This is a genomic window from Streptococcus oralis, from assembly GCF_026782375.1.
GTDB lineage: Bacteria > Bacillota > Bacilli > Lactobacillales > Streptococcaceae > Streptococcus > Streptococcus oralis_CL.
Window position 1 is genome coordinate 708,891 of the sequence record NZ_JAKUWJ010000001.1, and the last position, 21,022, is coordinate 729,912.

21 protein-coding genes and 2 pseudogenes are annotated in these 21,022 nt (G+C 42.1%); 2 read left to right on the forward strand and 21 right to left on the reverse strand.

What is annotated here, in order from left to right; all coding sequences use genetic code 11:
- Nucleotide 1 precedes the first annotated feature (1 nt).
- The 10 genes from smpB to ybeY form a co-directional block, all read right to left on the reverse strand.
- Nucleotides 2–469, reverse strand: a complete 468-nt coding sequence (gene smpB, locus MK409_RS03520; protein WP_001051743.1) for an SsrA-binding protein SmpB — start codon at nucleotides 467–469, stop codon at nucleotides 2–4.
- The gene (rnr, locus tag MK409_RS03525) at nucleotides 432–2,786 is read right to left on the reverse strand and encodes a ribonuclease R (RefSeq protein ID WP_268705352.1); all 2,355 of its coding nucleotides are present in this window, start codon (nucleotides 2,784–2,786) and stop codon (nucleotides 432–434) included. Before rnr ends, smpB begins: the two co-directional genes overlap by 38 nt.
- 94 nt (nucleotides 2,787–2,880) lie before the next feature.
- Nucleotides 2,881–3,114, reverse strand: coding sequence for a preprotein translocase subunit SecG (secG, locus tag MK409_RS03530; protein WP_000282514.1), 234 nt, complete (start codon nucleotides 3,112–3,114; stop codon nucleotides 2,881–2,883).
- A gap of 39 nt (nucleotides 3,115–3,153) precedes the next feature.
- The gene (rpmG, locus tag MK409_RS03535) at nucleotides 3,154–3,303 is read right to left on the reverse strand and encodes a 50S ribosomal protein L33 (protein ID WP_007519517.1); all 150 of its coding nucleotides are present in this window, start codon (nucleotides 3,301–3,303) and stop codon (nucleotides 3,154–3,156) included.
- Nucleotides 3,294–4,502 carry a multidrug efflux MFS transporter gene (locus MK409_RS03540; RefSeq protein WP_268705353.1) on the reverse strand — a complete coding sequence of 403 codons (1,209 nt, stop codon included), beginning with the start codon at nucleotides 4,500–4,502 and terminating at the stop codon, nucleotides 3,294–3,296. Before MK409_RS03540 ends, rpmG begins: the two co-directional genes overlap by 10 nt.
- Nucleotides 4,489–5,094, reverse strand: a complete 606-nt coding sequence (gene coaE / locus MK409_RS03545; RefSeq protein WP_268705354.1) for a dephospho-CoA kinase — start codon at nucleotides 5,092–5,094, stop codon at nucleotides 4,489–4,491. The genes MK409_RS03540 and coaE overlap by 14 nt, the downstream gene beginning before the upstream one ends.
- Nucleotides 5,094–5,918, reverse strand: a complete 825-nt coding sequence (gene mutM, locus MK409_RS03550; protein ID WP_268705355.1) for a DNA-formamidopyrimidine glycosylase — start codon at nucleotides 5,916–5,918, stop codon at nucleotides 5,094–5,096. Before mutM ends, coaE begins: the two co-directional genes overlap by 1 nt.
- A 48-nt stretch (nucleotides 5,919–5,966) precedes the next feature.
- A complete protein-coding gene (gene era / locus MK409_RS03555; RefSeq protein WP_000143280.1) occupies nucleotides 5,967–6,866 on the reverse strand; it encodes a GTPase Era in 900 nt (299 codons plus the stop codon).
- Between the two features lie 16 nt (nucleotides 6,867–6,882).
- The gene (locus MK409_RS03560) at nucleotides 6,883–7,278 is read right to left on the reverse strand and encodes a diacylglycerol kinase family protein (protein ID WP_268705356.1); all 396 of its coding nucleotides are present in this window, start codon (nucleotides 7,276–7,278) and stop codon (nucleotides 6,883–6,885) included.
- The gene (gene ybeY / locus MK409_RS03565) at nucleotides 7,259–7,756 is read right to left on the reverse strand and encodes an rRNA maturation RNase YbeY (protein WP_000275172.1); all 498 of its coding nucleotides are present in this window, start codon (nucleotides 7,754–7,756) and stop codon (nucleotides 7,259–7,261) included. Before ybeY ends, MK409_RS03560 begins: the two co-directional genes overlap by 20 nt.
- A gap of 104 nt (nucleotides 7,757–7,860) precedes the next feature.
- Here ybeY and pavA point away from each other — a divergent pair, with 104 nt between their 5' ends.
- Nucleotides 7,861–9,516 (forward strand): Rqc2 family fibronectin-binding protein PavA, encoded by a 1,656-nt coding sequence (pavA, locus tag MK409_RS03570; protein ID WP_247940795.1) that lies wholly within the window; start codon nucleotides 7,861–7,863, stop codon nucleotides 9,514–9,516.
- A 199-nt stretch (nucleotides 9,517–9,715) separates the two neighbouring features.
- Here pavA and MK409_RS03575 read toward each other — a convergent pair.
- The 9 genes and pseudogenes from MK409_RS03575 to MK409_RS03615 all read right to left on the reverse strand — a co-directional run bounded on the left by MK409_RS03575 (nucleotide 9,716) and on the right by MK409_RS03615 (nucleotide 18,271).
- Nucleotides 9,716–10,437, reverse strand: a pseudogene (locus MK409_RS03575) (NAD-dependent protein deacylase).
- A gap of 144 nt (nucleotides 10,438–10,581) precedes the next feature.
- Nucleotides 10,582–11,292, reverse strand: a complete 711-nt coding sequence (deoD, locus tag MK409_RS03580) for a purine-nucleoside phosphorylase (RefSeq protein ID WP_268705357.1) — start codon at nucleotides 11,290–11,292, stop codon at nucleotides 10,582–10,584.
- A gap of 783 nt (nucleotides 11,293–12,075) precedes the next feature.
- Entirely contained in the window at nucleotides 12,076–12,885 is an 810-nt protein-coding gene (locus tag MK409_RS03585) for a purine-nucleoside phosphorylase (protein WP_268705358.1), read from the reverse strand.
- Nucleotides 12,886–13,441: pseudogene (locus tag MK409_RS03590) on the reverse strand (DUF1697 domain-containing protein); the annotation flags it as partial. It abuts the gene before it with no gap.
- 1 nt (nucleotide 13,442) lies between these two features.
- Nucleotides 13,443–14,654: a phosphopentomutase gene (locus tag MK409_RS03595; RefSeq protein WP_138100443.1), complete on the reverse strand. Its 1,212-nt coding sequence runs from the start codon at nucleotides 14,652–14,654 to the stop codon at nucleotides 13,443–13,445.
- A gap of 23 nt (nucleotides 14,655–14,677) precedes the next feature.
- Complete coding sequence (rpiA, locus tag MK409_RS03600; protein WP_049505712.1) at nucleotides 14,678–15,361, reverse strand: ribose-5-phosphate isomerase RpiA; 684 nt, start codon at nucleotides 15,359–15,361, stop codon at nucleotides 14,678–14,680.
- Between the two features lie 105 nt (nucleotides 15,362–15,466).
- Nucleotides 15,467–16,396 carry a peptidase U32 family protein gene (locus tag MK409_RS03605; protein ID WP_268705360.1) on the reverse strand — a complete coding sequence of 310 codons (930 nt, stop codon included), beginning with the start codon at nucleotides 16,394–16,396 and terminating at the stop codon, nucleotides 15,467–15,469.
- A gap of 125 nt (nucleotides 16,397–16,521) precedes the next feature.
- Nucleotides 16,522–17,202 carry an ABC transporter ATP-binding protein gene (locus MK409_RS03610; RefSeq protein WP_268705361.1) on the reverse strand — a complete coding sequence of 227 codons (681 nt, stop codon included), beginning with the start codon at nucleotides 17,200–17,202 and terminating at the stop codon, nucleotides 16,522–16,524.
- 13 nt (nucleotides 17,203–17,215) lie between these two features.
- A complete protein-coding gene (locus tag MK409_RS03615) occupies nucleotides 17,216–18,271 on the reverse strand; it encodes an ABC transporter permease (RefSeq protein WP_268705362.1) in 1,056 nt (351 codons plus the stop codon).
- A 384-nt stretch (nucleotides 18,272–18,655) separates the two neighbouring features.
- Between MK409_RS03615 and MK409_RS03620 the strand changes: the two genes are divergently transcribed.
- Nucleotides 18,656–18,940, forward strand: a complete 285-nt coding sequence (locus MK409_RS03620; protein WP_001276161.1) for a DUF3270 domain-containing protein — start codon at nucleotides 18,656–18,658, stop codon at nucleotides 18,938–18,940.
- A gap of 64 nt (nucleotides 18,941–19,004) precedes the next feature.
- Here the strand turns inward: MK409_RS03620 and MK409_RS03625 are convergent, their stop codons facing one another.
- Nucleotides 19,005–20,342 (reverse strand): sensor histidine kinase, encoded by a 1,338-nt coding sequence (locus MK409_RS03625; RefSeq protein ID WP_268705363.1) that lies wholly within the window; start codon nucleotides 20,340–20,342, stop codon nucleotides 19,005–19,007.
- Nucleotides 20,332–21,006 carry a two-component system response regulator CiaR gene (gene ciaR, locus MK409_RS03630; RefSeq protein WP_000590630.1) on the reverse strand — a complete coding sequence of 225 codons (675 nt, stop codon included), beginning with the start codon at nucleotides 21,004–21,006 and terminating at the stop codon, nucleotides 20,332–20,334. The genes MK409_RS03625 and ciaR overlap by 11 nt, the downstream gene beginning before the upstream one ends.
- Nucleotides 21,007–21,022 lie beyond the last annotated feature (16 nt).

Here is a 21,022-nt window from a genome sequence, read left to right on the forward strand (position 1 = left end):
CTTAACGCTGGTTGACAGCTTTCATCACACGCGCGATGTCGCGGTTTTGTTCACGTCGCTTGATCGACTCCCGTTTGTCATAGTCATGTTTCCCTTTAGCAAGTCCTAAAAGAAGCTTGGCATAGCCATCTTTGAGATAGACTTTGAGGGGAACAAGGGTCATTCCTGTCCCTTTGGTCTCTTGTTCCAATTTTTGAATTTGCTTCTTATGGAGCAGGAGTTTGCGACGGCGTTCAGGTTCCTGGTTCCAGATATTGCCCTCTTCGTAAGGAGCGATATGAACATTGCTCAGCCAGACTTCCCCATTTTTTACTTGGGCAAAGCCGTCCTTGAGATTGATTCGAGCCGCTCGTACACTCTTGATCTCCGTTCCTGTCAGGACCATTCCTGCTTCAAGCGTATCTACGATTGTATAGTCGTGGTGCGCCTTTTTATTTTGTGCGACGACCTTTCCCTCGCCCTTTGCCATGCTTGGCTCCTTTCTTAGCTACTTCCTTATAAAAAGGTTTCTTGCCTTTTTTCTTTTTATCTTTTTGTGAATGCTTGTGCTTATCATTTAAGCGTCCTGATTTTCTCTTGTCTTCCTTCTTATCTGAACGACGACTTGAACCACGACCCCTGTCTCTGCGACCAGCTTGTTTCAAGCCTTTTTCAATGACATCAAACTCACTTGGGATATAAGAGAAGTCAATCTCCCCTGTCATCTTATCGGCTCTTTCTACACGAATACGAATCTGCTGTCCCACACGGAAAGTTATTCCTGATTTCTCCCCACGGAGAGTCAAATCCCGCTCATTGAAATGATAAAATTCAGGCAAATTGGTGATGTGAATCAGGCCCTCAACTGTATTTGGCAATTCAACAAAGAGACCGAACTTGACGATGCTGGATACAACTGCATCGTATTCTTCGCCCACGTGTTCTTCCATGTACTCAGCCTTTTTCATAGCTTCGACTTCACGCTCAGCCTCGATGGCACGACGCTCACGGTTGGAAGACTGGGTCGCAATCTCTGGAATCACTTGTTCAAAATGCTCTGCTATTTCCTTGGAACGCCCATAGTCGCGAATCATCCGATGGACTAGTAGGTCAGGATAACGGCGAATCGGACTCGTAAAGTGAGTGTAATAGTCAGCTGCTAGCCCATAGTGGCCGTGATTATGCTCTGAATAACGAGCCTGTTGCATAGAACGGAGAAGCATCATGGACAATACATCCGCATAAGTCTCTCCCTCAACAGCACGCATGATGTCTTGGAGGGCTTCCTGACTAATCTCACTGGCAGTCCCATAAATGCGAATACCAAAACTGGAAGCATAATCAATAAACTTCTGAACTTTCTCGGCCTTGGGCTCCTCGTGAATCCGATAGATAAAAGGCAACTCTAGTTTGCTGAAGTGCTCGGCAACCGTTTCATTGGCAATCAACATGAAAGACTCGATCATCCGCTCTGCAACGCCACGTTGACGGAGGACAATATCCACAGGTTTCCCTTTTTTATCCACCAAAATCTTAGCTTCGCTGGTATCAAAATTAAGGGCACCACGTTTCTCACGCATGCTTTCTAGCCTTTCATGAAGCTTGGCCATGAGTTCGATACCAGGAACAATTTTCTTAAACTCTTGTCTTTTTTCCTCGTCACCTGCTAAGATATCATTAACAGCGCTATAGGTCATACGAAAACTAGTCTTGATTACTGTTTGTGTGATGGTGTAGTTGACTACACGACCATGTTTATCAATTTCCATAATGGCAGACTGGGTCAAGCGATCGACTTGAGGATTAAGAGAGCAGATGCCATTTGACAAACGCTCTGGAAGCATTGGGACCACACGGTCTGTCACGTAGACAGAAGTCGCGCGGTTAAGGGCTTCCTTGTCAAGGGCAGAACCCTCAGTCACATAGTAGGAAACATCCGCGATGTGAACACCGAGTTCGATATTGCCATTTTTCAAAGGCTTAATGTGAACTGCGTCGTCCAAGTCCTTGGCATCCGCACCGTCAATGGTAAAGGTGATCTCATCTCTCAGGTCCAGACGACCTTCCATATCCTTTTGAGACGGAGCTTCTGGTACACTTTCTGCTTCCTTGAGAACAGCTTCTGGAAATTCTGAAACAATATCCATGGATTCCAAGACTTCAAGAACGTCAATCCCATCATCAGTCGAGTGCCCCACCACGTCCAGCACACTAGCGACAAAGAAATCATGTTTCTTACTTGGATATTTGTCGATAAAGACCTTGAGAACTTCAGTACCTTCCAACTTGATAGCCGGTTTCTTCACATAAATCGGTTGGCTGATTTTTTGATTTTTGGAACGAATATAGCCAGCATACTTGGGCTTTTCCTGATCTAGAACGATTTGGCCGACAACGGTTGTCAGGCTATGTTCTAGGATATCAATAATTTTGGCTTCTGCAGCTGTTCCCTTGTTGCGGTCAGCAACTTTCTTAATGACCACCTCAACGGTATCGCCATCAATGGCATAGTTGACATCGTTTTTTCCTACAAAAAGGTCGTCCTCTTCCCCTTCTAGACTAACAAAGCCAAAGCCGTTTTTATGGGCATGAAAAATCCCTTTGAGGGTAATTTCATGTTTCTTCTTTTGGTCCAAGGTAAGGCTTCCATCTTCTCCAAATCGAATCTGGTGCTTTCTTTCCATCAGAGACAGGTTTTTAATCAACTCACGGAAATCCTTGGATCCATCTTTTCCGAGAGCCTGAGCTAGGTCATTTACCGTCACTCGCCCCTTCTCTTGCAAATATTCTTTAATTTTATCTTTCATGTTTTCTTTCTAGATTTTTAAAATTTTTTTGACTGATAACTTTCTAAGTGTCGTTAAAAATAAAAATAGGCTAAGACCTAGTCTCGCCCATTTCTTATCTACTTGATAATACCGTCAATGCTAAGGCAATGGCTAGCCAGAAAAAGACTAAAATACCTGTCAAACGTTGCATCACAGCTTCAAAACCACGAGCTTTACTACGTTCAAACAAATCGCCTGCGCTGGCATCAAATACATTGCTGGATTGGTTCTTGGTTGGTTGCATGAAAATCGCAATCACAATCACAACAGATAATACTAATAAAATGGTTAATAATAGGTTATACATATCAAACTCCTTAAAATCCCTATTATTTTACCATAAATTCTACTTAGATTCAAGATGTAAAGTTACTTTTCTTTCCTTTGGACAATATTTTAGAACTTCAATCTTGTCTGGATGGGTTTTTGAGTTCTTACTAGTTAGATAATTCATGCTACCACAAGAGGAGCATTTGAGATTAATTTTTACTCGCACGAGATTTCCTTTACTTTTAATAATGATCTAAATTGAACTAAGTTACATAAACAGCTGAAAGCCACACAGGCAGCCGTCGCATAAAAAACAGAGTGGTTGCCATATTGCCCCGCGACTGCTGAACCAGTCATAGGGCCAACAACACCTCCAAGGTAGAAAAAAACTTGGTTAAAGGCAAAAATCCTTGAAATGCCAGCTTTGGGAGTCATTTTACTAAGCAAGGCATTGATACCTGGTATCAGAGCACCCGTTCCTAAACCAAAGAGAAAACGATACAAACCGAGTTCAAGAGGACTGGTCGCACTGGCACACAGAAGGTAGATGATGACTGAATACATCTGAGCCAGAATCAGAAGTCGATGATTCCCTAGCTTATCACCAAGCTTTCCCATCACTCCAGCGCTCATCATACTAGAAAATCCCATACTAGATACAATCAAGCCTGAGACGAAGAGGAGATTTTCGTTCTGCCCTAAGTCCCGCACATAGAGAGCCAGAATGGGTCCAATGGATTGAGCTGAAAATTGTATGACAAAGGTAGTCAAAAATAAACTAATCAAAAGATGAGAGTGCTTGATTGAAGCAAATAATTCCTTTGTTGGTATTGCTTTCTCCTTAGCTATTGGCTGAAAATCCTCCTTGATAAAGAAAATGGTTAAGAGTGCAGCTAAAAACAAGAAGCCACCAATCAACAGAAAAACATTTCGAATACCAAAAATTTCAGCAACCAGGCCCCCAACAAAGGGGCCCATTAGAGTTCCAGCTACTACTCCCGTTGATAAAGTCCCCAAAGCATAGCCAGACTTATCCTTAGGAACTTGACTGGCTATTAAAGCCGTCGCATTTGGTACGAAACCTGTAAATACACCATTTAGTAATCTAAGAAAGATTAGCCAATAGATATTCGGAACAAAGGCCAAACCTCCCATAGTAATGGTCATGGCAAGGCCTGCTCGAATCATCATGGGTTTTCGACCGTACTTGTCAGCAAGAATGCCCCAGATGGGAGAAACTAGAGCTGCTGAAACAGCCGAAACTGAGATGGCTAATCCAGCATAGAAAGCAACTTGGTCCCCTTCAATTCCCAGCTGCTCCACAAAGATAGGCATAAAAGGGACGACTAAGGATATACTGGCCCCAGTTAGAAAACTACCAAACCAGGCGACACGAAGATTCTCTTTCCAACTAATCTCTTGCACAGCTATCGCCTCCTTCAAGTAACTTCACTACTTGACTCACAAGCTGATCACGACTGCCATTATTATCTAGTATACGACTCGCTAATTTTTTCTTTTCTTCTAAAGACCACTGGGCGGAAAGACGCGACTCTGCTACTTCCTTAGAAAGATGATCCCGTTTCATGAAACGTTCTAATTGGATATCATAGTCTACATAGACCAGCCACGTTTCATCAAACCAGTTGGCATATCCCTGTTCAAAAAGCAGGGGGATATCCATGAAAAAAATTGCTTCTGTCTGGGCTAACTGATCTCGCAATGCTGCCAGTTCCTCACGAATTATCTCTCCTTGGGTTCGCTTAGACCATTCCCGCTCTTCAGGATTTGAAAATATGAGACTAGCTAGGAGAGGACGATTGAGTTCTCCATTTTCTAAGATAATTTTCTGACCAAAATGCTGGACTAAGACCTGATAAAGACGTCCACCAGGTTTTTGTAGCTGATGGACGACTGCGTCGGCATCCACCACTTGAAAACCTTTCTGTCTCAAAAAATTTGTCACAGTTGATTTACCTGAAGCAATGCTTCCTGTGATTCCGATGATTTTTCCCATCAATCCCTCCTTTGACACCGAGGACAAAAATGAGTTCCTCGTCCACCGAGCTGGAATTTCTCAATGAGGGTGCCACAGCGTGAACATGCTTGACCAGTCTTATCATAGACCTGATGAAAATCCTGCATGGTTCCATCTTCTCCAAAGGCATTGGTATAGGTCCGAATGGTTGACCCCCCTTTTTCAACAGCCTGACCCAAAACAGCAATAGTCTGGTCATGAATAGCTGACGCTTCTTCTGCCGTCAAAGTCTGGGAAAGTCTAGCTGGATGAATCTGAGCTCGCCAAAGAACCTCATCCACATATATATTACCAAGGCCAGCTACCAAGGTTTGGTCTAAAAGGTGAGATTTGATAGGCTTTTTAGACTTGGCTAGAGCAGCTTGGAAGGACTGCAAATCAAAGTCCTGCTCTCTTGGCTCCGGCCCTAGTTTCTTAGAAATAAAGTAGGCTTCCAATAGGTTGGGTGCCAACAGTTCCATGGTACCAAACTTGCGTACATCCTCATACACAAGAGTACCACCATCTTCAAACTCAATGAAAACATGGGCATGCTTGCGTTCAGGAACCTGGTCTGGATAGTAAAAATACTTGCCTTCCATCCGCAAATGGGAAATCAAGACCTTGTCTGTCAGGTAGAAAAGCAGATACTTGCCACGGCGCCCCATGGACTCAATTACTTGTCCAGGCAATTCCTTTTGAAACTCGTCCAAATCTGTCTTGATCATCTTGGGATAAGCAATCTCTATATTAGAAATCTTCTTTCCCAAAATCAATTTTTCTAAGCCACGACGAACCGTTTCAACCTCAGGTAATTCAGGCATAAATCCTCCTTCTGTAAAAACAAGAAGCAGGCATGAGCCCACCTCTACTTAGTATTCTTTTTCATTATAGCCAAAATCAGCCAAATCTAGCTTTTTATCACGCCAGTTTTTCTTGACCTTGACCCAAGTTTCTAGGAAAACCTTGTCCCCTAGCATGAGTTCGATATCACGACGGGCCATGGTCCCAATTTTCTTAAGCATGGCGCCACCTTTACCGATGATAATACCTTTTTGACTATCACGCTCAACCATGATGGTTGCCCGGATATGAACCTTGTCTGTCTCTTCGTCACGCTTCATGGAGTCAACTACCACTGCAACTGAGTGAGGAATCTCTTCACGAGTTAGGTGCAAGACTTTCTCACGAATCATCTCTGAAACCAAGAAACGCTCTGGATGGTCTGTGATTTGATCAGCTGGAAAATACTGGAACCCTTCCTCTAGATTTTCACTAAGGATGTCAATTAAACGAGAAACATTATTTCCCTGAAGGGCTGAGATCGGAACAATTTCCTTAAAGTCCATCTGATTACGAAAGTCATCAATCTGAGACAAAAGCTGGTCTGGATGGACCTTGTCAATCTTATTGACCACCAGAATCACAGGAACCTTGGCAGCTTTCAGACGCTCGATAATCATATCGTCGCCCTTACCACGTGGCTCATCAGCTGGCACCATGAATAGAACAGTATCCACTTCACGCAGAGTACTGTAGGCAGATTCCACCATGAAATCTCCAAGAGCCGTCTTAGGCTTGTGAATCCCAGGTGTGTCGATAAAGACGATTTGCTCCTTATCCGTGGTGTAAATCCCCATGATTTTATTGCGCGTTGTTTGCGCCTTGTCACTCATGATAGCAATCTTTTGCCCCATAACGTGATTTAAAAAGGTTGACTTCCCAACATTGGGACGTCCTAAAATGGCTACAAAGCCTGATTTAAATGTCATAATTTCCTCTTAATCTTTAAAATAATATATCCCAAATGCGTGGGAGAAAGATAAGTGCACCAATCACCGCGGCAAGAAGAGAAACCACAAGTACGGCACCAGCCGCCATGTCCTTGGCTTTCTTTGCCAACATAGAAAAGTGATAGTGACTGGCTAAATCCACCACATTTTCAATAGCAGAATTAATAATCTCAAAGGCTACTACCAAGAAAATGCTCACCAGGAGAAAGAGCCATTCGATTCGTGACACCTGAAAAACAAAACCTGCAAGGATGACTACTAGAGCCGTCACTGCATGCTTTCGCATATTGCGTTCTTCCTTGATAGCAGTCAGAATGCCTGTCAGGGCAAATTCTAAACTAGAAATCAGGTCACGATTTTTCCATTTTCGTTTATTGTCTTGTGAGTCCATAGGCTGTCAAAATTTCTTCTTGTAAACCGAACATCTCCGCTTCTTCTTCCGGAGTGTAGTGATCATAGCCGTTAATGTGTAAAAAGCCGTGTACTGCCAAGAAGCCCATCTCACGCTCAAAGCTGTGACCGTATTCCTCAGCCTGCTCATGCGCTTTATCGATAGAGATGAACAGTTCCCCAATGTAGGCATCAAACTCGGACATCATCTCTGCTAATTCAGGGTTTTCAAGCAAATCTTCCTCATCAAAGGAGATGTCCAATTCCGGTTTATATTCAAGGCTGATGACATCTGTCGGGCGATCTGTATCACGATACTCGAGGTTGAGTTCGTGACTACGCTCATTGGTCACAAAAGTAACTGCCATCTCCTTGTCTTCTTTTCCTATTTTTTGGGCTGCAAATTCCAAAATTTCTTGGGTTTGTTGCAAGATTTCTTGTGAAACTTGACCAGTTTCATCTACCATTTCAATATACATGTACTTCTCGATTCTCTTTACTTGGCTTTATTATACCATATTTCCATGATTTTATTCTACCTTTTTGATATAATACTATGGAATACAATCACAAGGAGAGAACGATGTCATTTGACGGATTTTTTTTACACCACATGGTTGAGGAATTGCGAAGCGAGTTGGTCAATGGTCGCATTCAGAAGATCAATCAACCTTTTGAACAAGAGTTGGTCTTGCAAATCCGTAGCAATCGCCAAAGCCATCGCCTGCTCCTCTCTGCTCATCCCGTTTTTGGTCGCATCCAGCTGACCCAAACGACCTTTGAAAATCCAGCCCAACCTTCTACTTTTATCATGGTTTTGAGAAAGTATTTGCAGGGTGCTATGATTGAGTCAATTGAGCAGGTGGAAAATGACCGTATCGTAGAGATCACCGTTTCCAATAAAAACGAGATTGGGGATCACATCCAGGCGACTCTGATTATCGAGATCATGGGCAAACACAGTAATATTCTCCTCGTGGATAAAAGTAGCCATAAAATCCTCGAAGTCATTAAACACGTTGGCTTTTCACAAAATAGCTACCGCACCCTGCTTCCTGGATCGACCTATATCGCTCCGCCAAGTACCGAATCTCTCAATCCTTTTACAGTCAAGGATGAAAAGCTCTTTGAAATCCTGCAAACACGGGAATTAACAGCTAAAAATCTTCAAAGTCTCTTTCAAGGTCTAGGACGCGATACGGCAAATGAATTGGAAAGCATACTGGTTAGTGAAAAACTTTCCACTTTCCGTAACTTTTTTGGTCAAGAAACCAAGCCTTACCTAACGGAGACCTCCTTCAGTCCAGTTCCTTTTGCCAATCGTGTAGGAGAGCCTTTTGCCAGCCTTTCAGAGCTCTTGGATACCTACTATAAGGACAAGGCAGAGCGCGATCGCGTCAAACAGCAGGCCAGTGAACTCATTCGCCGTGTTGAAAATGAACTTCAGAAAAATCGCCACAAACTCAAAAAACAAGAAAAAGAATTACTGGCGACAGACAACGCTGAGGATTTTCGCCAAAAAGGGGAATTGTTGACAACCTTCCTTCACCAAGTACCTAATGACCAAGATCAGGTTACCTTGGACAACTACTACACCAATCAACCTATCACTATTGCGCTTGATAAGGCTCTAACACCCAGTCAGAATGCCCAACGCTATTTTAAACGCTACCAGAAACTCAAAGAAGCTGTCAAATATCTGACTGAACTGATTGAAGAAACCAAGGCAACCATTCTCTATCTAGAAAGTGTTGAGACTGTTCTCAATCAAGCTGGGCTGGAGGAAATCGCTGAAATCCGTGAAGAATTGATCCAAACAGGCTTCATTAGAAGACGCCAACGCGAGAAAATCCAGAAACGCAAAAAACCAGAACAGTATCTGGCGAGCGATGGCAAGACCATCATCTATGTCGGACGAAACAATCTGCAAAACGAGGAATTGACCTTTAAAATGGCCCGCAAAGAAGAACTCTGGTTCCATGCCAAGGACATCCCTGGAAGCCACGTCGTCATCTCAGGAAATCTTGACCCTTCTGACGAAGTTAAGACAGATGCAGCGGAGCTAGCTGCCTACTTCTCCAAAGGGCGCTTGTCAAATCTCGTGCAAGTAGATATGATTGAAGTGAAAAAACTCAACAAACCAACAGGTGGAAAACCTGGCTTTGTAACCTACACTGGACAAAAGACCCTTCGCGTTACACCAGACCCAGAAAAAATCGCATCCATGAAAAAATCCTGATTTCACTTGAAATCAGGATTTTTTATTAGATTTTAGTCTGCAATCAAGTTTTCCAAGCCGACCTTCATCATATCAGTGAAGGTGTTTTGATTTTCTCAGCCAGTTTTTAATAACTCTTAAAGAGCGAGATAGTGGTCAGTAAATGAGATAGTTTTCTCTTTCAAGTAACAAGATTTTGTTGCTATCTTCTAAAATTCTTTTATTGTCTCAATTTCGAAAAGACTTCCCCAATCTTGCCTTCAATGACCAATGTAGCTTGGCTGTCTTGTGGAATACTGGTTTTATTGATAAGGACCAGATTTGTCCCAGAAAAATAGTTTACTAGGCTAGCTCAACCAAGGAAGTCCCACCAATAATCAGCAAGTCTGCTTGCCGAATAGCTTGTGCAGCTTGGCTAAAGACATCCATGTCAAGTGATTCTTCATACAAGGTCACGTCAGGCTTGACCACCTTACCACAGTCTAAGCAGTGGGGAACAGGTCCCTCGAGGGCCAGAAAGGCAGTTAAATCATAGAAACGATGACAACCTAGGCAGTAGTTGCGGTCCGCACTCCCATGCAATTTAAAGACCTTTTGGGAGCCTGCCATTTCATGAAGACTATCGATATTTTGTGTCACAACAGCCTTTAGCTTGCCAATTTTTTCCAAAGCAGCTAGGTAGTAATGAGCAGCATTAGGCTTGGCTTCTGGATAAATCAGGTATTTCTTATAGAAGTCAAAAAAATCTTCTGGGTAGCGCTCAAACATGGTCCGAGAAACAAGTTCTTCTGCCGTAAAATGACGGCCTAACTGATGACTATAAACACCATCTGAACTACGAAAATCTGGGATATTAGACTCGGTTGACACTCCTGCCCCTCCAAAGAAAACAATCCGTTGGCTTTGATCTATCAAGTCTTGTAATTGTTCAATTTTATCCATCACATTTCTCCTTAAGCTGGGTTCTAAAAAAGTTGAAAATCAATAGTTGGATTTTCAACTCTTTCTTTATCATTTCTAAGATATTGAAAATAAATCACTTACAACAGTTCTTGTAACTAATGTAATTGAAAATCTATTCTCAGATTACTCTGCAATCAAGGTTTCCAAGCCGACCTTCATCATATCGGTGAAAGTGTTTTGGCGTTCTTCTGCAGTAGTGTCTTCATCTGGATTGACCAAGCTATCAGAAATGGTCATGATAGCAAGTGCATCGACGTGGTGTTGGACAGCTAGATAGTAAAGAGCTGCTGCTTCCATTTCCACAGCCTTAACTCCCCATTTACCAAGCTCAATGTTCTTTTCAAAGTAGTTTGAGTAAAAGACATCTGATGACAAAACGTTCCCAACGTGGGTAGTCATTCCGAGTTCTTTGGCAATATGGTAGGCCTTGTCCAGCAAATCAAAGCTAGCGATTTGTGGGAAATCGTACTGTGGCCAGTCGTTGCGGATGATGTTTGAATTGGTTGCAGCTGCTTGCGCCAAGACCAATTCACGAACGTGAACATCCTCATTCAAGGAACCAGCAGTTCCGACACGGATCAATTTTTTCACTCCGTAGTCTACAATCAATTCACGTGCATAGATCGAAATGGATGGCATTCCCATCCCAGTTCCCATGACAGATACACGGTGACCCTTGTAAGTACCAGTGTAGCCAAACATGTTACGCACTTCGTTAAAACAAACAGCATCTTCAAGGAAGTTCTCCGCAATAAACTTAGCACGAAGAGGATCCCCAGGAAGAAGAATTTTATCAGCAATTTCACCCTGCTGAGCAGCAATATGGATAGACATAATATAAGATACCAAACCCGTCAAAAAGCGAAGGGAAAATAGGAGTTGGGTGCAGTGAGCGATGCTCGCTAGACCAACTGTCTTTTTCCCACTGCTTTTAGGGTGGGTTCAATTCCTTTCTTTCTTAATTTTTATGATTTTATGATATAGAAGAGAACAGTCCGAATCAATTCAAACCTGAACTACCCTTCCTTTCTGAGTTTCTAGAAAAGCTTTCCGCTCGTGTTCAAATTAGAACACCTTGCTCTACCTTTCTTTATTGTATATTTAGGATAGCGACAGAGAACAAAGTAAAAATAGGAAACTGACGACACATCGCAGATGTTAGACAGTTTATCTTTTTTACACAGTTCTCCGCCCGTATTCAGTTCAGCGAATACGGTAACCCCATCCTTTCTTTAATTTATATTTGATATTTAGAAAGATACCAAACCCGTCAAAAAGCGAAGGGAAAATAGGAGTTGGGTGCAGCGAGCGATACTCGCTAGACCAACTGTCTTTTCCCCACTGCTTTTAGGATGGGTTCAATTCCTTTCTTAATTTTTTGATATAGAAGAGAACAGCTCAGATTCAATTCAAATCCGAACTTCCCTTCCTTTCTGAGTTTCTAGAAAAGTTTTCCGCTCGTGTTCAAATTAGAACACCTCGCTCTACCTTTCTTTTTATAAACTTTAAAGAGGGAGTAGCATTTAAACACCTACTCCGCCTTTTTCATTTACTATTTTATAGCAAGGTGAACTCAAGAAAAAACTTGAATCCACCCTTTCTATGATTGATTATTAATTACAATTCTGCAATAATCGCTTTAAGCAAGCCTTTGAAGTCACCTTTAACACGTTCAGTCACTTCTACAACTTCTTCGTGGTTGAGTTCTTCTTGGAAACCAGCAGCATGGTTAGTAATACATGAAATACCGAGAACTTTCAAGCCAGAGTGGGCTGCCACAATAACTTCAGGAACAGTAGACATACCAACTGCATCTGCTCCCAATGTCTTATAGGCACGAATTTCTGCTGGGGTTTCATAAGTCGGACCTGTTACACCAATATAGACACCTTCATCTAGCTTGATACCAAGTTTCTTAGCCACTTCATGGGCAGTAGCACGATATTCTGGAGTGTAGGCTTTAGACATATCTGGGAAACGTGGACCAAAATCATCCAAGTTTTCACCCATCAATGGGTTCTGCCCCGTCATATTGATATGGTCTGAGATAGCCATCAAGGTACCAGGACCAAATCCAATACCTCCAGCTGCATTGGTAACAATGACACCTTCACATCCGAGGACTTTCATCACACGAACTGGGAAAGTCACGACTTCAAGAGGATTGCCTTCGTAAAAATGGAAGCGACCTTGAAGAGCCAAGACCTTGCGCCCTGAAAGTTCACCATATACCAATTTACCAGCGTGTCCAACTACTGTCGAACGGCCCCAGTTTGGTATATCTGCATAATCTACGACAACTGGATTTTCAATTTCTTCTGCAAGTTCTCCCAGACCTGATCCAAGGATTAGACCAAACTCGGGAGCTTGGATTCCCTTGTCTTTCAGGAAGGCAGCTGTTTCCTTGATCTTATTTAAAAACGCCATTGTGTCTCCTTTATTATTTTTTTAGCATTTGACCGATTTTGTCAAAAGTTTTAGCATTGCGAATGGTGATGTTGCGATAAAAAGGCATCTTGAGCAAGTACTTATGATAGGCAGTTGCATAGTAGGATTCCTCAGAGAATTTCCCCCAGAAAATCCCAAGTCTTCCAAAATGAACCACTTCATCTTTCAGTTCCAAACTGTCCACTTTCTCGAGCACTTGATCCACATCCAAGCTCTCCGTGTAGAAGAGCACATCTTTTCGAGCCAGGTCTTTAGTCCACCAATCTGGCAGATTCTCCAGCTCTGCTTCATAGTCTTCCTGACTCAGCAAAGAAAAGCTCTGAATAAATGGATAATGGACTGCAAAGAATACCTCTAACTTTTCAACTAATTGGGCTTTGGGAGCTGTCGAAGTAAAGAAAATATTGCCACTGTTGATGTAGGTTTCAACCTTTTCCAGTCCCAACTCTGTCAGTTCTTGACGAAGTTGCGCCATAATAACTTTATTTTTCCCACCTACATTAATGCCCCGAACAAGTAAAGCATATCGCGTCATCTTATACCAATTTATCTAAGAAACTTTCCCCAATCATGGCAGTTTCAACACCAAAGTTATCCGCAACTGTCGCTGAGATATCTGCAAAATGTCCAACTGGAATGACACCATTTCCCTTAAAGCTAGGGCTATAAGCTAAAAGTGGAATATATTCACGAGTATGGTCAGTTCCTGCATAGGTTGGGTCATTTCCATGGTCCGCAGTAATCAAGAGAAGGTCGTTCTCTCTCATGGCTGCGATAATTTCAGGCAAGCGTTCATCAAACTCATGCAAGCAATCACGATAACCGTGAGCATTACGACGGTGTCCGTAAAGAGCATCAAAGTCCACCAAGTTTGTGAAGGAGAATCCTTTTTCAAACTCAGCAAGTCCCATGGTCTTCAATAATGTATCAATTCCGTGGCTGTTTGACTTGTTGTGACCCATGTCGTGGTTGATACCCGCACCGTTAAAAATGTCGTTGATTTTACCAACAGCATACGTATCGATGCCAGCTTCGTTCAATTTATCCAAAACAGTTGGTGCAAATGGGGATACAGCCAAGTCACGACGATTTGCTGTACGAGTGAAGTTTCCTGGTTCACCAACATATGGACGGGCAATGATACGACCTAGAAGGGCAGGACGTTCAAGTGTAATTGAACGAGCGTATTCACAGATACGGTACAATTCATCCAAAGGAATGATGTCTTCGTGGGCAGCAATTTGCAAAACAGGGTCAGCTGAAGTATAGATAATCAACTCCCCGGTTTCCATCTGACGTGGTCCAAAATCGTCGATAACAGCTGTTCCTGAGTAAGGTTTGTTGGCTTCACGAATGACCTTACGTCCTGAGAATTCTTCAATTTTCGTCAAAATTTCTTCTGGGAATCCGTTCCAGAAAGTATCGAAAGGCTCTGTAATGTTGAGTCCCATGATTTCCCAGTGTCCAGTCATAGTATCCTTACCAAGAGATACTTCTTCCAATTTTGTCACATATCCTGTTGGATTACTTTCAGCTGGTACAGTCTTCAGCGGTGTTTCGCGAGGAATATTTCCTAGGCCGATTTTAGCCATGTTTGGCACATTCAAACCAACTGTTTTTGAAATGTGTCCCAGTGTGTCAGAAGCTCCATCTGGAACTCCTGCATTGACAAAGTTATTAGCATCTGGTGCTGCACCGATTCCCACGGAATCCAGTACCACCAAGTGAATCCGATTAAATTTTGACATAGTGTATCTCCTTATTATGTTGATTAGTTTGCTTTTGTTGAAGTTAAAATCTGAACTCCGTCTCGTCCAGCAACGATGACCTTATCCACCATTTGGTTGAACAAGCCATGCTCTACGACACCAACGACATGGTCCAATTCTTGCCCGAAGGCAATTGGATCTTCAATGACATCCAAGGCTAGGTCAATGATAAAGTTCTGCATATCGGTCACAAAACGTTGGCCGTCTTTTTCACGGAAACTTGGTTTATAGCCAGCTCGCTCAAACCGACGAAAGACCTGTTCTGCACCATACTGAACCACTTCTACAGGCAATTTAAAAGCACCTAGTTTCTCTACCAGTTTGCTTTCGTCAACCACCCAAATGTATTCTTTTGAGGGCGTTGCGACAACCTTCTCCATCAGAAGGGCCCCACCACCGCCTTTGATCCCGTTGAACTGGCTATCTACTTCATCCGCCCCGTCAACCGTCACATCGACAAAGTCTACTTGATCAATCGACTTGAGCGGGATATTAAGCCCTTCAGCCTGTTTACTGGTCACACTGGAAGTCGTTACAGCAGTAATCTGCAAACCTTCTTCCTTAATCCGACGACCGATTTCTTCTACGAAATAGTAGGCAGTAGAGCCCGTTCCAAGTCCGACTACCATGCCATCCTTGACAAACTCAGCAGCCTTGATACCTGCCATTTTCTTCAGATTTTCCACTCAAACACCTCCATTAAAGAGCTATTTTTATTATAACATGTATCCGTTTTTATTTCATGGATACACTGGAAAAACCCGAACATTTTTATTTCGGGTTTTGGTGTCCTATTTAACCATATCAGGATCGTAATCATAGAATCCAGTATCGAGAAAACGGTTTTTAGGGTGTAACTTGCGCACTTCCTCATCTAACAAGAAGGCTTGGTCATGGCTAAAGTTGCCCTCTCGAATCAAGCCACGCGCTTGAATAAAGAGTTTGGCAATTTCTACAAAGTTCTGACCGGGTGTGTAGAGCCCCTCTAGCTTCCAGTGAGTGAAACCATGTTCTACTAATTCTGTCAATTTAGTCATCAAATCAAGATCGTTATTTGCAAAGATGTGGGTACCATGATTGTCTTCAAAGATAGAGTAATGGCTCTCTGGATCACTCGGTTCTGCCAAGAAGAGGTCACGTTTACGCGTTTTTTCATCATCGATATGCGTGAAGTTATAGTAGTTTTGCAAGAGCGGACGCTTAGAATGGTGAATGACACTAGCCCCATAAACCAATACTTCAGCAGGAATTTCCAAAATCTCAGGCATCTTGAAGAGTTCAGCAGATGGAATTTCACGCGCCAAAACCGCCTCAGATGCGCCAGCCTTTTGACCCCAGAAGTTAATTTGACGACTACTTGTTACCATGGTTGAAGCATCGTAAATGGTTTTAAAGGAATAGCCATCACGGTTTACCACGTAAAAGACACCTGCATCCCCAACAGTAATATAGTCTGTCTTGATTTCTTCCAAGAAGTCTAGGAAAGGCTTGATACGGTCCATCATATCTTGGTGCATGAGGGCATTAACCGCAACAATCAATTCTTTGCCTGCTTCATGAACGAGATTAGCGATGGTGCGTAACTCTTCATAACTAAAGGTCGTTGGCAGACGAAGACCAAAATCTTTTTCACCGACGTAGATACGGTCTACGCCAGCTTCGAGTAGTTGTTCAACTTGTTCAATACTTTCAGCAGTTGCTGTAATGATAATCTTTTCCATAAGAAAAATTATACCACATTTCTCAAAAATCAGCTATGGTTACTGAGAGTTTCACAAAAAGTTAAACTTGTTTCTATCTTTCCCAATCAAAAAAGTGAACAGTAACTTGTACCATTCACTCTATTTTATGCATGTGTTTCTTCAACTAGGTGGCCATCGTTCATGACATAAATACGATCAACCTTATCAAGAAGACGAGTGTCATGCGTAATCATAACAACTCCTCTACCTTGTTCATGGGCAATGGCAGCCAGCATCTCCGTTACTTGGTAGGCACGCTCAGTGTCAAGACTGGCTGTCGGCTCATCTGCAAGCACAATGCTTGGATTGTTATAGAGCGCTCTAGCAATCGCGGCACGCTGACGTTCGCCACCCGATAGAGCTTTGGGATAATGATTTTGAACTTTTTCCAAATCCAACAAGTCAAACAGCTCTTTTCGCTCACTTTTACTATTTTTTCCCTTATCTAGTCTGTCTATCAAATCCAGCTGTTCCTTGACCGTTAGAAAAGGAATTAAGTTTGAAGTCTGGAGAATGAAACCAAACTCTCTAAAACGGAGATCTGTTTTTTCCTTCTCCGTCAAACTGCCTGTTTCCTTCCCTTTGACTAGAATCTTTCCACTCGATGCTTCCTGAAGTTGTCCTAGAGTTGTTAGAAAGGTCGTCTTTCCAGAGCCAGAGGGCCCAACGATAGCTACGAACTCTCCCGCATTTAGCTGAAAATTCGTCTCATGCAGGGCTACGACTTTCATCTTTCCTTCCCCGTAAGTTTTTGTCACTTGATTCATTTCTATCAATGTTGTCATACTATTCTCCTTATCACTCTGCAATCGCAGTAATCGGGTCCACCTTTAGCAAGCGTGGAAGTGAAATGACACCACCTAGAAGGGCCATCAAGGAAATTACCAAACTTAGGACAGAATAGGCTATCCAACTTGGATAGAAAAAGAAGGTAGCTGGTAAGACTAAAATCACTCCTCCGATTGCCAGCAAGGCTAAAGCAATCCCCATACCAGCTAGGAGGAAGATTTGACAGAACAGAGACCATACAATGGTTTTGATCTGTATCCCTTGAGCTCGCATTATTCCATAAAGACCTAGTTTTTGGATGGTAATGATATAAACAAAAATCCCCACAATCAAGCCTGTGATAACAATCATAGCGAGAATCATTCCTGAAAATACATTAACCTGAGGTGTGTAACCAGGAATTTTCGAAATCATTTTTGGAATGGAAATCTGTTTCAGTCCGTCGCCAGTCACTTCTATGTCATTTTTCAATACCAAGGCAGAGATGGAACGATTGGCTTTCAAGGTTCCTTGTAAGGTCCAATAAGTTGTCAGACTCGTAAAGACAACAGGCTCGGTAAAAAATTTATTTCCTTGAGTCAGGCCTACGATCTTGTAACTTGTCTCACTTCCATTGAGCTGAATGGCATCACCTAGCTTCATCCCATAGTTCTCAAAAGACTGATCCACGACAACCTCATCATCCCCTTCTGGGTACCTTCCCTCCGTCAAACTAGGAGAGATAAAAGAGTCCCAGTTTTGAGCAAAGATGGAAACGTTAATCTTTTCACTACCATCGACTAGATTGGTCACAGCGAACATATAACCCAATGGAGCAGCCTCTTCAGAACTCTTTTCCTTGTAGTCTTTTTCAGGAATAAAAGATGCCGTCAAATTATCATTTGCGTAGTCGGATAAAACGACACCCGTCGCTTGCCAATTATCAATAGCGGCCCGGTTGTTTCGCACAAGACCAAGAGCTAGACTGGTCATAAAAAAGACCATAAAAGCGATAAGAAAAATGGTCGTTAAGATCAAACTATATCGAAGTTTGTTTCGTAATATCTCTTTGATAGCAAGATACATGCTTATCTCCTTTTACTTTTCCCAGAGGTAGCAAGAATGCCACCCAGTCCAATAGACAGAATCTCTGTCCTTCCATCCATTCAAAACAACTCCTACCAATACTCTTCAAAAGTATCTAGGTAGCAACTTAACAAATCATCTTAGGAAAAAGCCTCAGCTTGCTATCAATTTATATAAGTTATCCTTTCCTTTCTCAGTATATTTATAAAAGAGAAGGTCAGGTCATCTGTTTTAAGTGTAACATCCATGCTACCATTTTCCCTTGTAGGTGTCAAGAGAGCGACTTAGAGGATGATAAGAGACTTTAGTAGTTTTGTAACAATCCTGTAATAATTCTCTGCATAAAAAATGATAAAATAGTTATGTACTGTTAAGGAGAGAATCATGTCCGCAAGAAAACTAGAAGCTTATGAGTTTGAACAAGCTCCCGAATCGAAACAAACTCCGCTTTACCAAGATTACACACCAGAAGCCCCAGTCGGCCCTAACCTAAAAGAGATTTTATTTTTTGTAAATATCGCTTGTTTCTGTATTTTTATGGCACTTTTTAGTTTTATCTTTTTAGCCTTAAAATTAAATACAGCTTTGTCCTTTATCGCTGCTATGGCAACAAGCTTCGCACTTTTACAACTTCAACGAAAGATAATGAAACGAAAATTTTCAAAATAAAGGTTGGTACTTCTACCAACCTCTTTTCTAGTTATCAAAAAAGACAGTTCTATAACTGTCTTTTTTATTTATTCTTACGTTTCGAAGGAGATTGAATAGCGATCTTAACTTCAAAAATTGTTCCTCTAGGTTTGTTATCTTTTACGCTAATCGTTCCTCGTAAGGCATCTACGATTTGCTTGGCTAAAGATAGTCCAAGACCAAAGCCACCTTTCTGACGGGTTCTCGCCTTGTCTACACGGTAAAATCGGTCAAAGATTTTCTTCTTGTCAGCAGCTGAGATTCCAATTCCATTATCCGTTACTGTAAGATAGAGGTGGCGATCTGTAGCATAGACTACAAACTCAATTTTCCCATCTTCTTCAGTATACTTGATAGCATTATCAAACAAGATGGTCATGAGCTGTTTTAGGAGCAACTGATCGGTCATGAAGGGACGATAAATTCGATTTTCATAGCCAAAAACACGATCATTTTCAGAAGCAATCAACTCATAGTTGGCAAAGGTTGTTTTAAAGAATTGTGGAGAAACTTCTGCTATTTCTGGTTTGATTCCATCATCTCGACGTGCAAGGTTGAGAAGATTGGTCGTAAGGAAGCGCATGTTGCGAACTTCTTCAAGACTAGAAGCGATGCTTTCGCTGGATTCCATGATTGTTGCCTCTGGTTTTCGAAAGAGATTCTCTAAACGATTTTGTAAAACAGCCAAAGGCGTTCTCAGTTCGTGACTCGCATTTTCAACAAAAGACTTCTGCTTTTGCATGCTTTCCAGTAAGGGTTTGACACTGACGCGGGCCAGGTAAACACTGGCAATTAAAGACAGGAGCCAGAAACTAGCCATAACTACAACAATTAAATGCTCGTGGTTTTGGCTGATTTGCTCAAGCTGGCTGGTATTGATTAAAACTGCCGCATATTTGACATTGCTTGATACGGAGGAAGAGTTGGTTTCCATCAAGACCATTCGATAGGTTTCTTCCTGACCATAGCTATTGACAACTTGGATTTGGCGAATATGATTTAACTCTTTCTTGTCCAGCTTGATTTTGTCCAAGCCTAAAAAGCGATTGCCCAGTAAGAGTTGGTTAAAATCCTTGTCAAAGAGCAAGACTTCCGTATTGGAGCTGACATTGGGCTTGATTTCAGCCTTGCTGGCATCCGCAGTTGCGGGTTGAATATCCTTGACCTCTTCGGTGGCCCGATTCAAGGCTAGCTGGATAACCGCTTGGGGACTGCTACTAAGGGCTTGGAGTTTTTCATCTACAGAAGTGTAGAGACTGGAGTGCATGACCTGAAGGATAATCAAGGTCATAGCAGAGAAAATCAGTGTGAACACTCCGAAATTTCGAATAAAATAGCTGAAATCATCCGCATACCATGTTTTTTTTAGTTTATTGAACATCTTTTAAAATATACCCGACACTACGCAAGGTTTGAAGATTCTCAGCAAAGGCTGTTCCCTTCAATTTCTTACGAACTTTTGAGACATAGACTTCTACAACGGAAATCGTTGTATCGCTATCAAACCCCCATAGACGGTCAAAAATTTGCGTCTTGGGAAGAATAACATTTTGATTTTGAAGGAAGTAAACCAATAACTCAAACTCTTTTCCGAGTAGTTCCACAGGAGTATCTTCCACCTTCACTTCATTCGTTGAAAGGTTGACGACAATATCCCCATAGGTCAAGGTATTTTCGTTAAACTTGCCTGAACGTTTGAGAAGGGCTTGGATCCGCATTTTGAGTTCTTCTAGGTAGAAAGGTTTGGTGAGATAGTCATCCGCTCCCAACTCAAAACCATGTCCCTTGTCATCCAAACTCTCTTTTGCAGTCATGATAAGGACTGGTGTCGTAATTCCTTTTTCACGCAACTCTTTCAAGACTTGGAAGCCATTTTTTTCAGGCAACATCAGGTCAAGCAGAATCAAGTCATAAACGCCACTTTCTGCTTCGTAGAGACCTTCTTCTCCATCAAAAACCTGCATGACATCTGCAAAATCATCTAAAAAGTCAAATACTGAGTTTGACAGACCTAGGTCATCTTCTACTAATAAGATTTTTATCATCAGAAACTCCTCCTTG

Coding starts and splice junctions, on each gene's coding strand:
- smpB (WP_001051743.1), bottom strand. CDS start 469: ATGGCAAAGGGCGAGGGAAAGGTCGTCGCACAAAATAAAAAGGCGCAC.
- rnr (WP_268705352.1), bottom strand. CDS start 2,786: ATGAAAGATAAAATTAAAGAATATTTGCAAGAGAAGGGGCGAGTGACG.
- secG (WP_000282514.1), bottom strand. CDS start 3,114: ATGTATAACCTATTATTAACCATTTTATTAGTATTATCTGTTGTGATT.
- coaE (WP_268705354.1), bottom strand. CDS start 5,094: ATGGGAAAAATCATCGGAATCACAGGAAGCATTGCTTCAGGTAAATCA.
- mutM (WP_268705355.1), bottom strand. CDS start 5,918: ATGCCTGAATTACCTGAGGTTGAAACGGTTCGTCGTGGCTTAGAAAAA.
- era (WP_000143280.1), bottom strand. CDS start 6,866: ATGACATTTAAATCAGGCTTTGTAGCCATTTTAGGACGTCCCAATGTT.
- MK409_RS03560 (WP_268705356.1), bottom strand. CDS start 7,278: ATGGACTCACAAGACAATAAACGAAAATGGAAAAATCGTGACCTGATT.
- ybeY (WP_000275172.1), bottom strand. CDS start 7,756: ATGTATATTGAAATGGTAGATGAAACTGGTCAAGTTTCACAAGAAATC.
- pavA (WP_247940795.1), top strand. CDS start 7,861: ATGTCATTTGACGGATTTTTTTTACACCACATGGTTGAGGAATTGCGA.
- deoD (WP_268705357.1), bottom strand. CDS start 11,292: ATGTCTATCCATATTGCTGCTCAGCAGGGTGAAATTGCTGATAAAATT.
- MK409_RS03585 (WP_268705358.1), bottom strand. CDS start 12,885: ATGGCGTTTTTAAATAAGATCAAGGAAACAGCTGCCTTCCTGAAAGAC.
- MK409_RS03595 (WP_138100443.1), bottom strand. CDS start 14,654: ATGTCAAAATTTAATCGGATTCACTTGGTGGTACTGGATTCCGTGGGA.
- MK409_RS03605 (WP_268705360.1), bottom strand. CDS start 16,396: ATGGAAAAGATTATCATTACAGCAACTGCTGAAAGTATTGAACAAGTT.
- MK409_RS03610 (WP_268705361.1), bottom strand. CDS start 17,202: ATGACAACATTGATAGAAATGAATCAAGTGACAAAAACTTACGGGGAA.
- MK409_RS03615 (WP_268705362.1), bottom strand. CDS start 18,271: ATGTATCTTGCTATCAAAGAGATATTACGAAACAAACTTCGATATAGT.
- MK409_RS03620 (WP_001276161.1), top strand. CDS start 18,656: ATGTCCGCAAGAAAACTAGAAGCTTATGAGTTTGAACAAGCTCCCGAA.
- MK409_RS03625 (WP_268705363.1), bottom strand. CDS start 20,342: ATGTTCAATAAACTAAAAAAAACATGGTATGCGGATGATTTCAGCTAT.
- ciaR (WP_000590630.1), bottom strand. CDS start 21,006: ATGATAAAAATCTTATTAGTAGAAGATGACCTAGGTCTGTCAAACTCA.